This window comes from Roseovarius sp. TE539, from assembly GCF_003298505.1.
Classification (GTDB): Bacteria; Pseudomonadota; Alphaproteobacteria; order Rhodobacterales; family Rhodobacteraceae; genus Roseovarius.
Genome location: NZ_QNGB01000005.1, coordinates 177,103 through 190,894, shown reverse-complemented (window position 1 = coordinate 190,894; position 13,792 = coordinate 177,103). Strand labels below are relative to the sequence as shown.

General features: G+C 61.5%; 14 protein-coding genes. 8 read left to right on the top strand and 6 right to left on the bottom strand.

The genetic code is table 11. The features are described from left to right. Positions 1 to 17 precede the first annotated feature (17 nt). From rpsA to trpB, 6 genes are all read left to right on the top strand, one after another. Positions 18 to 1,784 (top strand): 30S ribosomal protein S1, encoded by a 1,767-nt coding sequence (rpsA, locus tag DQW77_RS05525; RefSeq protein ID WP_258523699.1) that lies wholly within the window; start codon positions 18 to 20, stop codon positions 1,782 to 1,784. Between the two features lie 268 nt (positions 1,785 to 2,052). Beyond that, the gene (ihfB, locus tag DQW77_RS05520; RefSeq protein ID WP_113257178.1) at positions 2,053 to 2,337 is read left to right on the top strand and encodes an integration host factor subunit beta; all 285 of its coding nucleotides are present in this window, start codon (positions 2,053 to 2,055) and stop codon (positions 2,335 to 2,337) included. Beyond that, positions 2,337 to 2,687: a lipopolysaccharide assembly protein LapA domain-containing protein gene (locus DQW77_RS05515; protein WP_113257177.1), complete on the top strand. Its 351-nt coding sequence runs from the start codon at positions 2,337 to 2,339 to the stop codon at positions 2,685 to 2,687. The genes ihfB and DQW77_RS05515 overlap by 1 nt, the downstream gene beginning before the upstream one ends. Before the next feature lie 7 nt (positions 2,688 to 2,694). Next, positions 2,695 to 3,339: a phosphoribosylanthranilate isomerase gene (locus DQW77_RS05510; protein WP_113257176.1), complete on the top strand. Its 645-nt coding sequence runs from the start codon at positions 2,695 to 2,697 to the stop codon at positions 3,337 to 3,339. Positions 3,340 to 3,379: 40 nt separating this feature from the next. Then, positions 3,380 to 4,009 carry a class I SAM-dependent methyltransferase gene (locus tag DQW77_RS05505; protein WP_113257175.1) on the top strand — a complete coding sequence of 210 codons (630 nt, stop codon included), beginning with the start codon at positions 3,380 to 3,382 and terminating at the stop codon, positions 4,007 to 4,009. A gap of 205 nt (positions 4,010 to 4,214) precedes the next feature. Beyond that, a complete protein-coding gene (trpB, locus tag DQW77_RS05500; RefSeq protein WP_113257221.1) occupies positions 4,215 to 5,420 on the top strand; it encodes a tryptophan synthase subunit beta in 1,206 nt (401 codons plus the stop codon). 67 nt (positions 5,421 to 5,487) lie between these two features. Here the strand turns inward: trpB and DQW77_RS05495 are convergent, their stop codons facing one another. Then, positions 5,488 to 6,363: a 3-hydroxybutyryl-CoA dehydrogenase gene (locus DQW77_RS05495; protein ID WP_113257174.1), complete on the bottom strand. Its 876-nt coding sequence runs from the start codon at positions 6,361 to 6,363 to the stop codon at positions 5,488 to 5,490. A gap of 158 nt (positions 6,364 to 6,521) precedes the next feature. Between DQW77_RS05495 and DQW77_RS05490 the strand changes: the two genes are divergently transcribed. Then, on the top strand, positions 6,522 to 7,352 hold the full coding sequence (locus DQW77_RS05490) for a DUF6473 family protein (RefSeq protein ID WP_113257220.1): 831 nt from the start codon (positions 6,522 to 6,524) through the stop codon (positions 7,350 to 7,352). 66 nt (positions 7,353 to 7,418) lie between these two features. On the opposite strand, the gene DQW77_RS05485 is transcribed toward DQW77_RS05490, so the two are convergent. The 5 genes from DQW77_RS05485 to DQW77_RS05465 form a co-directional block, all read right to left on the bottom strand. Then, on the bottom strand, positions 7,419 to 8,345 hold the full coding sequence (locus tag DQW77_RS05485) for an electron transfer flavoprotein subunit alpha/FixB family protein (protein WP_113257173.1): 927 nt from the start codon (positions 8,343 to 8,345) through the stop codon (positions 7,419 to 7,421). Further along, positions 8,345 to 9,103: an electron transfer flavoprotein subunit beta/FixA family protein gene (locus DQW77_RS05480; RefSeq protein WP_113257172.1), complete on the bottom strand. Its 759-nt coding sequence runs from the start codon at positions 9,101 to 9,103 to the stop codon at positions 8,345 to 8,347. Before DQW77_RS05480 ends, DQW77_RS05485 begins: the two co-directional genes overlap by 1 nt. 206 nt (positions 9,104 to 9,309) lie before the next feature. Then, positions 9,310 to 9,882 carry a cob(I)yrinic acid a,c-diamide adenosyltransferase gene (locus DQW77_RS05475; RefSeq protein ID WP_113257171.1) on the bottom strand — a complete coding sequence of 191 codons (573 nt, stop codon included), beginning with the start codon at positions 9,880 to 9,882 and terminating at the stop codon, positions 9,310 to 9,312. Position 9,883: 1 nt separating this feature from the next. Continuing rightward, positions 9,884 to 10,093, bottom strand: coding sequence for a twin transmembrane helix small protein (locus DQW77_RS05470; RefSeq protein ID WP_113257170.1), 210 nt, complete (start codon positions 10,091 to 10,093; stop codon positions 9,884 to 9,886). Positions 10,094 to 10,200: 107 nt separating this feature from the next. Then, positions 10,201 to 11,031 carry an SDR family NAD(P)-dependent oxidoreductase gene (locus tag DQW77_RS05465; RefSeq protein ID WP_113257169.1) on the bottom strand — a complete coding sequence of 277 codons (831 nt, stop codon included), beginning with the start codon at positions 11,029 to 11,031 and terminating at the stop codon, positions 10,201 to 10,203. A 367-nt stretch (positions 11,032 to 11,398) separates the two neighbouring features. Here DQW77_RS05465 and DQW77_RS05460 point away from each other — a divergent pair, with 367 nt between their 5' ends. Continuing rightward, the gene (locus tag DQW77_RS05460; RefSeq protein WP_113257168.1) at positions 11,399 to 13,708 is read left to right on the top strand and encodes a DNA topoisomerase IV subunit A; all 2,310 of its coding nucleotides are present in this window, start codon (positions 11,399 to 11,401) and stop codon (positions 13,706 to 13,708) included. Positions 13,709 to 13,792 lie beyond the last annotated feature (84 nt).

Sequence of the window (13,792 nt, the reverse complement as noted above, 5' to 3'; positions counted from 1 at the left end):
TCTGCCCCCGACTGCTTATGGGGCAGGGCACCAACCCAAGACCGGCGGAGACAACCGCGCGGCCGGAAAACAGATGTAAAGGAAACAGACGCCACATGGCTCAGAACGCATCCATGGAGGAATTCGAAGCCCTCCTTAACGAAAGCTTCGAAATGGACACGCCCCAGGAGGGCTCTGTCGTCAAGGGCAAGGTCATCGCCATCGAGGCGGGCCAGGCCATTATCGACGTTGGCTACAAAATGGAAGGCCGCGTCGAACTCAAGGAATTCGCGAATCCCGGCGAGGCGCCCGAAATCGAGGTGGGTGACGAGGTCGAGGTTTATCTGCGCGCGGCCGAGAACGCCCGTGGTGAAGCGGTCATCAGCCGCGAGATGGCCCGGCGTGAAGAAGCCTGGGACCGTCTGGAAAAGGCCTATGCGGATGATGCGCGCGTCGAGGGCGCGATCTTCGGCCGCGTCAAGGGCGGCTTCACCGTCGATCTGGGCGGCGCCGTCGCGTTCCTGCCCGGCAGCCAGGTGGATGTGCGTCCGGTGCGCGATGCCGGCCCGCTCATGGGCCTCAAGCAACCGTTCCAGATCCTCAAGATGGACCGCCGCCGCGGCAACATCGTGGTTTCGCGCCGCGCCATCCTTGAGGAAAGCCGCGCCGAGCAGCGCGCCGAGATCATCGGCAAGCTCAACGAGGGCGACACCGTGGAAGGCGTGGTCAAGAACATCACCGAATACGGTGCCTTCGTGGACCTTGGTGGTGTAGACGGCCTGCTGCACGTAACGGACATGGCCTGGCGCCGCGTCAACCATCCCTCCGAGATCCTTTCGATCGGTGAGACGGTGAATGTGCAGGTCATCAAGATCAACAAGGAAACCCACCGCATCAGCCTCGGAATGAAGCAGCTGCAGGAGGATCCGTGGGACCTGGTGGCGGTCAAGTACCCGCTGAATTCCGTTCATACCGGACGCGTGACCAATATTACCGATTACGGCGCCTTCGTGGAACTGGAGCCGGGCGTCGAGGGCCTCGTTCACGTCTCGGAAATGTCATGGACCAAGAAGAACGTGCATCCCGGCAAGATCGTGTCCACCTCGCAGGAAGTCGAGGTCATGGTCCTGGAGATTGATCCGGCCAAGCGCCGCGTGAGCCTGGGCCTGAAACAGACCATGCGCAACCCCTGGGAAGTCTTCGCCGAGACCCATCCCGAGGGCACCGAAGTGGAAGGCGAGGTCAAGAACATCACCGAGTTCGGCCTGTTCATCGGTCTCGAAGGCGAGATCGACGGCATGGTCCACCTTTCCGATATCTCCTGGGACGAGCGTGGTGAGGATGCGATCCAGAACTACAAGAAAGGTGACGTTGTGCAGGCGGTCGTCTCCGAAGTGGACGTGGAGAAGGAACGCATCTCGCTTTCGATCAAGGCACTGGGTGGCGACAAGTTCTCGGAAGCCGTGGGCGGCGTGAAGCGCGGCTCGATCATCACGGTCGAGGTCACGTCGATCGAGGACGGCGGCATCGAGGTGGAATACGAGGGAATGAAGAGTTTCATTCGCCGCTCCGACCTCAGCCGGGACCGCTCGGAGCAGCGGCCCGACCGCTTCTCGGTCGGAGACAAGGTCGATGTGCGCGTGACCAATATCGACAGCAAGTCGCGTCGCCTCGGCCTCAGCATCAAGGCCCGCGAGATTGCCGAAGAGAAGGAGGCCGTCCAGCAATATGGCAGTTCCGACTCCGGCGCATCACTGGGAGATATCCTTGGTGCGGCGCTGAAAGGCGATGAAGACAAGGACTGATACCGGTCGTATCCACGGCCGGCACGGCCCCGCGGCACCTTGTCCGCGGGGCCGTTTTCGTTTGCGAATCAGTAATTTTTCCGCGATGCAGAAAGAGTTAGGGGTAAAAACGTCAGTACTGAACTGCGTTGCCGACCAGGGTTCCGCGGGCCCAAATAGGGGAATCCGCCTGCCGCGGCAGTGGCTTTTTGTTTCGGACGGCTGCTTTTCTGACTATAGTCGAGCGCGGGGAAAGATGTCAGCGCGCCAAACTCCAGGGGAATGAATAATGATCCGGTCGGAATTGATTCAAAAGATTGCAGATGAGAATCCGCATCTCTACCAAAGGGATGTAGAGCGCATCGTGAACACCATTTTCAACGAGATCACGGACGCCATGGCCAATGGCAACAGGGTTGAACTGCGCGGTTTCGGGGCGTTCTCGGTCAAGAAGCGCGATGCACGCACGGGGCGTAACCCGCGCACAGGCGAATCCGTGCATGTGGAAGAAAAGCATGTGCCGTTCTTCAAGACCGGCAAACTTCTCCGCGAGCGTCTGAACGGGAATTCCTGATGCGTTATGTCCGCTACGCATGTATCGCCGTTTTCGGGCTCGCCCTCATCCTGATCGCGCTGGCCAATCGCGGCATGGTGACCATCCGGGTTCTGCCTGACGAACTGTCGGGCTTGGCGGCGCTGAACCCGACCTATGACATCCCGCTTTTCGTCGTGATGTTCGGCGGGGTTCTGGCCGGATTGATCCTGGGATTCATCTGGGAGTGGATCCGCGAGGCCAAGGAAAGAGCGGCGGCGGCCCGGCAGGCGCGTGAGATGCGGGCGCTGCGCGCCGAGGTCCAGCGCCTGAAAGGCGAAAAGCATCAGGGCAAGGACGAGGTTCTCGCCATTCTCGACGAGGCCAGTTGAGCACCAGATGCCATCCGACATGAAAGTCAAGATCTGCGGGCTGACTGACAGCGCCGATGTTCCGGCCGCCATATTGGCGGGGGCGACGTATGTCGGGTTCGTGTTCTTCCCCGGATCACCCCGGCATGTGCAGCTCGAGGATGCCGCCCACATGGCCGGGGCGGTTCCCGAGGGGATCACGCGGGTTGCCTTGACAGTCGATGCCGATGACCTGCTGCTCGATGCGCTCACGTCCGAAGTGCCCGTGGACATGCTGCAACTTCACGGAAGCGAAAGCCCGGCACGCGTCGCCGAGGTGAAGCGGCGCTACGGGCTGCCCGTGATGAAGGCGGTGGGTGTTGCTGTCGAAACCGATCTCACGCAAATAGATTTCTATGGCAAGGTGGCCGACCAGCTTCTGATCGACGCCAAGCCGCCCCCGGGCGCGGAGCGTCCCGGTGGGAATGCACTGACCTTCGACTGGGAGCTTCTGACCGGACGGCGCTGGCCGGTGCCGTGGATGCTGGCGGGCGGGCTCAATCCCGACAATGTGGCGGAGGCCATCGCGCAGACAGGGGCACGGCAGGTCGATGTCTCGTCCGGTGTGGAAAGTTCACCCGGCGTCAAGGATGCCGACCTGATGCGGGCCTTCATTGACAACGCCAGGGCCTGAGTCGATCCTTCCCGCTCTTGAAGCACACGGGAGATGACGGATGACGATCGAGACCGACGGGCTTGCCGGGGTTTATGGTGCGAAGACCCCGGAGGATTCGCGCCGCGCCTATGACACCTGGGCCGACAGCTATGATGCCGACACCATAGCGAACGGCTATCGTCTTCCGTTTCTCGGTGCCGGGTTGCTGTCAAGCCATCTCGGACGGATGCACGGGCCGATCCTGGATGCCGGGTGTGGCACCGGTCTGGTGGGAGAGATGCTGATGCTCATGGGATACCATCATTTAACCGGGTGCGACCTCTCGCCCGAGATGATCGCGCGTGCGGGGCAGACCGGAGCGTATGGTGATCTGCAGGTTGCCGACATGGGGGAGGGCTTGCCTTTCGCGGACGATCATTTCGCCGGTTTCGTCTGCGTCGGCTCGTTCGGACCGGGCCATGCACCGCCGTCGACATTGCGACACCTCGCCCGCGTCACGCGCCCTGGCGGGCACGGGGTGTTCAACCTTATCGAGGCGACCCGGCAGGAACAGGGATTCCCAGAGGTGATGGACGATCTGACTCGTCGTGGTGAATGGGAAGTCGTTCAGAGCACGCAACCTTTCGCGCCGTTCCTCTTGTCCGAGCCGGAGCTTCTCACGCGGGCGCATGTGGTGCGGATCCTCTAGCAAAAGTGGCGCCGGATCGGGGTTGCCCGCCCGTCTGCGGATCGTTTCCGATTGCCCCAGACAGTCTCTGGCATGTCACGGTTCCATGCCGTCCTGACCGCGGCGGCCCTTGCCGGTTTTCGCTGGAAAATTCCTGCAGCGTCCCATATGCAAAGACAGACCACGATGGGAGGCACGCGCCTTGAACGAACTCTTCAACTCCTTCATGACCGGCCCTGACGAGAAGGGCCGGTTCGGCGATTTTGGCGGTCGGTTCGTTTCCGAAACGTTGATGCCGCTGATCCTCGAACTCGAGGCGCAGTACGAGAACGCCAAGACGGACCAGAGTTTCTGGGACGAGATGCACGATCTGTGGACCCATTACGTGGGGCGGCCCAGCCCGCTCTATCATGCCGAGCGGCTTACAGAGCATTTGGGCGGCGCGAAAATCTACATGAAGCGTGACGAGTTGAACCATACCGGCGCGCACAAGATCAACAACGTGCTGGGACAGATCATACTGGCCCGCCGGATGGGAAAATCCCGGATCATAGCGGAAACAGGCGCTGGCCAGCACGGTGTGGCCACCGCCACCGTCTGTGCCAAGTTCGGCCTTCAATGCGTGGTCTACATGGGTGCCCATGACGTCGAGCGGCAGCGGCCGAACGTGTTTCGAATGCGGCTGCTGGGGGCGGAGGTCATACCGGTCACTTCGGGACGCGGCACCCTCAAGGACGCGATGAATGACGCGCTGCGCGACTGGGTGACCAATGTGCGTGACACCTTTTACTGCATCGGTACGGTGGCCGGGCCGCACCCCTATCCGGCGATGGTGCGTGATTTCCAGTCGATCATCGGCAAGGAAGTCCGCGAACAGATGCAATCTGCCGAGGGTCGCCTGCCCGACACGGTGATCGCCGCGATCGGCGGCGGATCCAACGCGATGGGCCTGTTCTATCCGTTCCTCGATGACAAGGAGGTGAATATCATCGGTGTCGAAGCCGGCGGTCGCGGCGTTACCGACGCGATGGAGCATTGCGCCTCCCTGACTGGCGGCAGGCCCGGTGTATTGCACGGGAATCGCACCTACCTTCTGCAGGACGACGACGGACAGATCCTCGAAGGGTATTCCATATCAGCCGGTCTGGATTACCCCGGCATCGGGCCTGAACATTCCTGGCTGCATGAATCGGGCCGTGCGAAATACGTCTCGATCACCGATGCGGAGGCGCTCGAAGCCTTTCAGCTTTCCTGCGAGAAGGAAGGTATCATACCGGCGCTCGAACCGTCCCATGCGCTTGCCCATGTGACCAAGATCGCCCCGGACCTGCCCGCCGATCATATCCTTTGCATGAACATGTGTGGCCGCGGAGACAAGGATATCTTCACGGTGGCCCGTCACCTGGGGTTTGACATGGAAGAAAAGGACTGACCGGGCGCTGCGTGCAGCGGGGTCAGCGCCGGGAACGGAGCCCGCCGCGTTCGGATCGGGAATGGCCTTACCGCGTGGGAACCGGTGTTTCGCCGCTGTAGTCGTAGAAACCGCGCCCGGTCTTTCGGCCCAGCCAGCCGGCCTCGACATATTTCGTCAGCAGCGGGCAGGGGCGGTACTTGGTGTCCGCAAGACCGTCATGAAGAACGTTCATGATCGCGAGGCAGGTGTCCAACCCGATGAAATCCGCCAGCTCCAGTGGGCCCATGGGGTGGTTCGCACCGAGTTTCATCGACTGATCTATTGATTTCACGTTCCCGACACCTTCGTAGAGGGTATAGACGCCTTCGTTTATCATCGGCATGAGGATGCGGTTGACAATGAAACCCGGGAAATCCTCGGCCGATGCCGCGGTCTTGCCCAGCCTTTCGACAACCGCAAGGCAGGTGTCATAGGTTTCCCGGTCGGTGGCGATACCCCGGATCAGTTCCACCAGTTGCATGACGGGAACCGGGTTCATGAAGTGGAAGCCCATGAACTTGCCCGGACGATCGGTGCGGCTGGCAAGCCGGGTGATCGAAATCGACGAGGTGTTGGAGGTCAGTATCGTATGCGGTCGCAGCGCCGGTTGCAGATCCTCGAAAATGGCCTGCTTGACGGTTTCGCGTTCGGTCGCGGCTTCGATTACAAGGTCCGTCGCGCCCAGATCGGTCAACTTGAGGGTTGTCTCGATTCGCCCCATTGCGGTGTCCATGTCCGCCTGAGAGATCTTTTCGCGGCTGACCTGCCGGTCCATGTTGCGGCGAATCGTGGCCACGGCGGCATCAAGGGCATCCTGGCTGATGTCGTTGATTTTTACATCATAGCCGGCCAGCGCCATCACATGGGCGATCCCATTGCCCATCTGTCCCGCCCCGATCACGCCGACTGTTACGATTTCCATGTGCCCGCCTCTCGCGTGTTTCGCATCCACAATAGGCCCGCCGCCGGGGGGGCTGCAAGGGGCGGCATCCGTTAAACTCCGTGTTGAATTGACACGTTAGTGAATTGTAAAGGTGCGCCGGTGACTCTGCCTGCCGGGTGAAGAAACTGGTGGGTGAGATGACCTATGAAAAGATGGGGGAGACGACCCTCGATTACATGCCGTGCCGCTACGGCGATTGCAGATTGCTGTTCCGCGGCCCGAAGCGGACCTTGAATGGAGGGTTCGCCGCCTTCCTTGGCGGAACCGAGACCTACGGGAAATACATCAGCCGTCCGTTTCCGGCGCTGGTTGAGGCGCGAACGGGCCTTTCCTGCGTCAATTTCGGCTGGCCGAATGCGGGGGTGGATGTATTTCTCAACGAACCCGATCTGTTGCGCATGGCAGGGGCGGCCCGGGTCGTGGTGCTTCAGGTGCCCTGTGCGCAGAACCTTGCCAACCGTTATTACGCGGTGCATCCGCGCCGCAATGATCGTTTCGTCGAGGCAAGGACGGATCTGCGAGGGTTGTTCCCGGAAGTGGATTTTACCGAGTTCCATTTCACACGTCACATGCTGAGCCGCCTGCGCCGGATTTCGTATCGACGCTACATGACCTTGCGGCAGGAATTACAGGCGGTGTGGCTGGAACGGATGCACGAGCTTCTGGGGCGAATCGATCCCCCGGTGGTCTTGTTGTGGTTCTCGGCCCATCCGCCCGGACGGGCCGCCGACCGCCCGGATCTGGAGGCGGATCCGGCCCTGGTGACTGATGGCATGATAAATGCCCTGCGCGGGCAGGTGCTGCAGGTCCTCGATGTGACGGTCAGCGCGGATGCACTGGCGCAGGGAACGGAGGGCATGATCTTTTCGCAGCTGGAAGTTCAGGCTGCAGGCGGGGTCATGAACCCGGCCGCGCATGAAGAAGCCGCCGAGGCGCTGACACCCTTGATGGCCGAAATTGCCGGGTGACGCATGAAAGAACCCGCCGTGTGACGGGCGGGTTCTTCGGGTTCCCGCTTGTGCGGGCGGTTGATCTCAGAGCTTGTCGTTCAGTTCAGGCACCGCGTCGAAGAGGTCCGCGACGAGGCCGTAATCGGCCACCTGGAAGATCGGCGCCTCCTCATCCTTGTTGATCGCGACGATGATCTTGCTGTCCTTCATGCCCGCCAGATGCTGGATCGCGCCCGATATACCGACGGCGATATAGAGATCGGGCGCGACAACCTTGCCGGTCTGACCGACTTGCCAGTCATTCGGCGCGAAGCCGGAGTCCACGGCCGCGCGGGACGCGCCCACGGCTGCTCCCAATTTGTCGGCGAGTTTTTCGATCAACGCGAAATCATCCTCGGAGCCGACACCGCGCCCGCCCGAGACGACCACACCGGCCGAGGTCAGTTCCGGGCGGTCGCTTTCGGCCACCTTGTCCTCGACCCATTCACTGAGTGCAGGGTCCGCGGCTGCGTCGATGTTTTCAACCGGCGCTGCATCCTGTTCACCCGCCGCATCGAAGGTCGATGTACGGAACGACACGACTTTCTTGGGATCCGATGACTTGACAGTCTGCACCGCGTTGCCCGCGTAGATCGGACGTTCAAACGTGTCGCCATCGATGACCCCGGATGCATCGGTGATGACCATCACGTCCAGAAGTGCCGCGACGCGGGGCAGGATGTTCTTGGCATCGGTGGTGGCCGGGGCAACGATGTGATCGTAATCCGCGGCCAGGTCGGCGATGAGGCGGGACACCGGCTCGGCCAGGCGATGACCATAGAGATCATGCTCGGCGCAGAGTACCTTTTTGACCCCGGCGATCTTCGCGGCCTGTTCGGCGGCGGCGGCGCAGGTGGCGCCTGCGGCCAGAACGGTGACATCGCCCAGTTCCCCGGCGGCTGTCACGGCCTTGGCTGTGGCATCAAGCGCCAGTTCCCCGTCATTCACTTCGGCTAGAAGAAGTACAGCCATCACACAGCCCCCGCTTCCTTGAGTTTCTCCACCAGTTCATCGACAGAGCCCACGATCTCGCCGGCCTTTCGCGCCTCGGGCTCATCCGTCTTGATGACTTCGAGGCGGGGGCTGACATCAACGCCATAATCCTCGGGCGTCTTTTCATCCATCGGCTTTTTCTTGGCCTTCATGATGTTGGGCAACGACGCGTAGCGCGGTTCGTTGAGACGCAGATCGGTCGAGATTATCGTGGGCATGCCGACCTTGATCGTCTGCAATCCGCCGTCCACCTCCCGGGTCACCACGGCATGATCACCGTCGATGTCGATCTTGTTGGCATACATCGCCTGGCTCCAGCCAAGCAACGCCGACAGCATCTGGCCGGTGGCGTTCATGTCATTGTCGATCGCCTGCTTGCCGCAAAGGATCAGACCGGCGCCCTCTTCCTCGGCGACCTTGGCAAGGATCTTTGCCACGCTCAGGGGTTCTATATCGGTGTGAACGTCGTCCGCCGCCACCACGAGAATGGCCCGATCGGCCCCCATCGCCAGCGCGGTGCGCAGTGTTTCCTGACTCTGCTTGACGCCGATCGAGACCGCGATCACCTCGTCAGCCTTTCCCGCCTCCTTGAGGCGGATCGCCTCCTCAACGGCGATCTCGTCGAACGGATTCATCGACATCTTGACATTTGCGAGATCGACACCGCTGCCGTCCGACTTCACTCGGACCTTCACGTTGTAGTCGATCACGCGCTTGACAGGTACGAGCACCTTCATTGGCATGGTCTCCCTAAAATTGGCGGGAAGTCGGGAAACGACTCCCCTGAAAGCTCTCCCGCGGGTTCATATAGCTTCCTGACAGGCGGAAACAGGGTAAAATCGTCACGTTTGCGCTCCGGTACGTCGCGTTTCGGCCCCGTGCGACAGGGCCGCCTGCGGCAGACACCGGAATTGTCAGGTGCAGCGGGCCGTCGTGGATCGTTTCAGCGGTTTGCCCCGGGAACCCAGAGGATATCCGACCGCCCCGCGTCATTCGCCATCCGCGCGGCCACGAAGAACCAGTCGCTCAACCGGTTGAGATATTTTACCGCTGCCGGGTTCACGCCTTCCGTCGTGGCAAGTTCCACGGACAGCCGCTCGGCGCGCCGCGCCACGGTGCGACAGTGATGAAGGTGCGCGGCCAGTGCCGACCCTCCGGGCAGTATGAAGCTACGCAGCGGCTCCAGTTCCTTGTTCATCGCGTCGATCTCGTCCTCGAGACGCGCAACCTGTTTGTCGGAAATGCGCAGTGGGGTATATTCGGCTTCGGCATCCCTTTCCATCTCGGGCCGGCAAAGATCGGCCCCCAGATCGAACAGGTCGTTCTGGATGCGGGACAGTGCTTCGGCGTCGGATGCATCCGCCTGGAGCCTCGCCAGGCCGAGAGCCGCGTTCAGTTCGTCCACGGTGCCGTAGGCGGTGACACGCATGGAATGCTTGGCGATCCTGGCGCCGTTGCCGAGTGCGGTTTCACCGTGGTCGCCGGTTTTGGTGTAAATCTTGTTAAGCACCACCATTCTATTGCCCTCCCTGACGGCGGATGTAGACGAAAAGCAGGATCACCAGGACTGCCACGAACTGTGCAGCGATCCGCCAGCGCATGATCTTGTTGGCGTGTTTGCGGTTGAACTCGCCGCCCTTTCCGAAAGTGCCAATGCCGAAGAGAAGGATGGCGGCAACGGCGCCGCAGGCAACGATAACGAGTATGAAAAGGGGATCCTGAAGCATCACGTGTCCTGTCAAATGCGCGTTTCTGCCGCGCGTCCGGGTGCATGTAGGGGCGGCGTGCACGATGGCGAGGAATTTGCCACGGACAGCCGGCGTGTTCTCTTGGCCTATCCCTTGGCGAGCACCCAGTCCAGCGCCCGGCTCCCCAGAATTCGGCGCAGTGTGCCCATGATGTAGGTCGGCGTGGTGACATAGTAGCGCGGCCGTGGCCGCGGATTTTCGATTGCGTGCAGGAGTTTTCTTGTCACGGCCCCGGGGGGAAGCTCGAACCGGTCGGGCGTGTACTCGGCATAGAGGCGCGGGATCAGTTTGTCCCGGTAGTCCGCGGCACGGTGGGAACTTTCCCAGTCGATCCAGCGTTCGAATTGCGGGATCGCGTTCTGACGGATTCGCGAGGTTACCGGTCCGGGCTCTATCAAGGAGACATGGATGCCGGTGCCGCGCAGTTCCAGCCGCAGGGAATCCGTCAGGCCCTCCAGGGCGAACTTGGTCGCGACGTAAGCCCCACGCCACTGTATCGCCACGAGGCCAAGAACCGAAGAACATTGCACGATACGCCCGTGCCCCTGCTCACGCATGACCGGAATCACTTGCCGTGTCAGATCGTGCCAGCCGAACAGGTTGGCTTCGAATACCTGACGCATTGCGCCCCTTGGCACATCCTCGACAAGGCCGGGACAGGCGAAGGCGCCATTGTTGAAAAGCGCATCAAGACGACCGTCGGTCGCGCTCAGTACCGTGGTGAGGGCTGTCTTGATGCTGTCCTCGTCCTCATAGTCCAGCCGCGGGCTTTCAAGGCCCTCGTCGCGCAGTCGAACGCAATCGGCTTCCTTGCGGCACGCGGCAAACACCCGCCAGCCCTTCGCCTTGAGGCCATGCGCGGCATCGCGGCCTATACCGGACGAACAGCCTGTGATGAGGATGCATTTCCCTGTCATGGCAAAGCTATGGCGCGATGCCGACGGTATTGCAATCAGTTTGCACCGGCTATCAACGCCCGGTCCGGGATCGGGCCCCGACCTCGTGTTCGGGCCGATGAGTCCGGAGCAGGCGTTTGCCGGTTTCGACAGCATACGTGCGCACAAGGTCCGCCAACCCTGCGTGCCATGCCCGGGACCGCCCCCTGAATTAAGACCGGGCCGAGGGAACAAGCACCAGATCAAGCCTTTCCCGGGGTCTTTGTTGGGCCATCGAAACCGACCTTTGTCAACGGCACCGGGTTCGCCCCGCGAAACGGGACAAAAGGCGCCAGTTTTCGCGCGGCGGTGCTTTACGCCCAATTCGACCGTCGTTATCACAACATGAATGAACGACCTAGTGGATGACCCCAATATCGGCCCCGCGCCCATGTCGGAGCCTTTGCGCCGCGCCATCGGCGAGCGTTATCTGACCTATGCGCTGAGCACGATCATGAACCGGGCACTGCCGGACGCCCGCGACGGTCTGAAGCCGGTGCATCGACGCATACTTTTCGCAATGCGTGAACTCAGGCTGGGTTCAACGGGCGGCTTTCGAAAATCGGCCAAGATATCCGGCGACGTGATGGGCAACTACCATCCGCATGGCGACGCCGCGATCTACGACGCCATGGCCCGGCTGGCACAGGATTTCGCTGTGCGCTATCCGCTGGTCGACGGGCAGGGCAATTTCGGGAATATCGACGGAGACAACCCGGCAGCCAGTCGCTACACCGAGGCCCGGATGACGGCCGTCGCGGAGGCCCTTCTGGAGGGGTTGGACGAGAACGCGGTCGATTTCCGGAGCAATTACGACGGCACCCTGACCGAACCCGTCGTGCTTCCGGCGGCTTTTCCCAACCTTCTGGCAAATGGCGCTTCCGGCATCGCTGTTGGCATGGCAACGAACATACCGCCACACAACATTTCCGAACTCGTCGATGCCTGCCTTCATCTGATCAAGTCGCCCGAAGCGCGTGACGATACGCTTCTCTCTCACGTGCCCGGCCCGGATTTCCCGACCGGGGGTGTGATCGTGGAGCCCTCCGAGAGCATCGCGCAATCCTACCGCACCGGACGGGGAAGTTTCAGGCTGCGGTGCCGCTGGCAAACCGAGGATCTGGGCCGTGGACAATGGCAGATCGTTGTGACCGAGATTCCCTACCAGGTGCAGAAATCCAAGCTGATCGAAAAGATCGCCGAACTGATCCAGACCAAGAAATTGCCCTTGCTGGCCGATGTCCGGGACGAGAGTGCCGATGACGTCCGTCTGATTCTGGAGCCCCGGTCGCGCAACGTCGATGCGCAGGTGCTGATGGGAATGCTGTTCCGCAACTCGGACCTTGAGGTGAAATTTGCCCTGAACATGAACGTGCTGATCGACGGGGTGACGCCACAGGTCTGCTCGCTCAGGGAAGTGCTCCGCGCGTTCCTCGACTTCCGCCGTGAGGTTCTCATCCGCCGATCGCGCCACCGGATGGAGAAGATCGACCACCGTCTTGAAGTTCTGGAAGGCTTGATCGTGGCCTTTCTCAACCTCGACAGGGTGATCGACATCATTCGGTATGACGACGCTCCGAAGGCGGCCCTGATGCGCGAGGATTGGGGTGGCGAATTCGTTCGTGCCTCGTCCGAGGCCGATTATGTCCCGCCGCGGGGGGATGCCGAGGCCGACGGACTGTCGGAAACACAGGCAGAGGCGATCCTCAACATGCGCCTGCGCAGCCTGAGGCGGCTGGAGGAAATGGCCCTTCTGAAGGAGCGCGATTCTCTCATGGAGGAGCGTGCGGGGCTGGAAGACCTTCTGGAGGATGGCGACCGTCAGTGGAAGTCGATTGCCAACCAGCTGCGCGAGGTGAAGAAAACGTTCGGAAAGGATCACCCTGACGGTGCACGCCGCACCGGTTTCTCGGAGGCTTGCGAGGTTCCCGAAACCCCTCTCGAGGCCATGATCGACAAGGAACCGATCACCGTGGTCTGCTCCAGGATGGGCTGGATCCGGGCAATGACCGGGCATATCGACCTGAATCGCGAACTGAAGTTCAAGGACGGTGACGGTCCACGCTTCATATTCCATGCTGAAACGACTGACCGGTTGCTGGTGTTCGGGACCAACGGGCGCTTCTATACCCTTGGTGCGGCAAACCTGCCCGGTGGCCGTGGAATGGGTGAGCCTTTACGCCTCATGGTCGATCTGCCCAACGAGGCGGAAATCGTGGATCTTTTCATTCACCGGCCGGGTCGCAAACTGCTGGTTGCCTCGGACGCGGGCGATGGTTTCGTGGTTGAGGAGGACGAGGTCGTGGCGCAGACCCGCTCCGGCAAACAGGTGCTCAATCTGCGTGGCGGGGCGCGTGCGCTGGTCTGTCGGGCGGTCAGCGGCGATCATGTTGCCTGCGTGGGCGAAAACCGGAAAGTGTTGATCTTCCCGGTCGGTGATTTGCCCGAGATGACGCGTGGCAAGGGCGTCAGGCTTCAGAAATTCAAGGATGGCGGACTGAGCGATGCCACGACTTTCGACCTTGAGAAGGGGCTGACCTGGCATGATCCGGCCGGGCGCACCCGCACCGAATCCGACCTGTCGGAATGGACCGGCAAGCGGGCAGGCGCGGGGCGTATGGCACCGCGCGGGTTTCCGCGCGACAACAAATTCACCTGATCGCAGGTTGGATGTTCCGGCCGGCCCGGTGCAGTCCGGCTTTGCCCTTAAAAGGCAAGGCGGCCAAGCGTCTGGTCGGTGCTG

Bases quoted from the DNA above. Each gene is read 5' to 3' on its own strand.
- DQW77_RS05465 (WP_113257169.1), bottom strand. From the start codon at position 11,031: ATGACAGGGAAATGCATCCTCATCACAGGCTGTTCGTCCGGTATAGGC.
- DQW77_RS05495 (WP_113257174.1), bottom strand. From the start codon at position 6,363: ATGGAAATCGTAACAGTCGGCGTGATCGGGGCGGGACAGATGGGCAAT.
- rpsA (WP_258523699.1), top strand. From the start codon at position 18: ATGGGGCAGGGCACCAACCCAAGACCGGCGGAGACAACCGCGCGGCCG.
- DQW77_RS05480 (WP_113257172.1), bottom strand. From the start codon at position 9,103: ATGAAGGTGCTCGTACCTGTCAAGCGCGTGATCGACTACAACGTGAAG.
- DQW77_RS05475 (WP_113257171.1), bottom strand. From the start codon at position 9,882: ATGGTGGTGCTTAACAAGATTTACACCAAAACCGGCGACCACGGTGAA.
- DQW77_RS05470 (WP_113257170.1), bottom strand. From the start codon at position 10,093: ATGCTTCAGGATCCCCTTTTCATACTCGTTATCGTTGCCTGCGGCGCC.
- ihfB (WP_113257178.1), top strand. From the start codon at position 2,053: ATGATCCGGTCGGAATTGATTCAAAAGATTGCAGATGAGAATCCGCAT.
- trpB (WP_113257221.1), top strand. From the start codon at position 4,215: ATGACCGGCCCTGACGAGAAGGGCCGGTTCGGCGATTTTGGCGGTCGG.
- DQW77_RS05505 (WP_113257175.1), top strand. From the start codon at position 3,380: ATGACGATCGAGACCGACGGGCTTGCCGGGGTTTATGGTGCGAAGACC.
- DQW77_RS05510 (WP_113257176.1), top strand. From the start codon at position 2,695: ATGCCATCCGACATGAAAGTCAAGATCTGCGGGCTGACTGACAGCGCC.
- DQW77_RS05490 (WP_113257220.1), top strand. From the start codon at position 6,522: ATGACCTATGAAAAGATGGGGGAGACGACCCTCGATTACATGCCGTGC.
- DQW77_RS05515 (WP_113257177.1), top strand. From the start codon at position 2,337: ATGCGTTATGTCCGCTACGCATGTATCGCCGTTTTCGGGCTCGCCCTC.
- DQW77_RS05485 (WP_113257173.1), bottom strand. From the start codon at position 8,345: ATGGCTGTACTTCTTCTAGCCGAAGTGAATGACGGGGAACTGGCGCTT.
- DQW77_RS05460 (WP_113257168.1), top strand. From the start codon at position 11,399: ATGAACGACCTAGTGGATGACCCCAATATCGGCCCCGCGCCCATGTCG.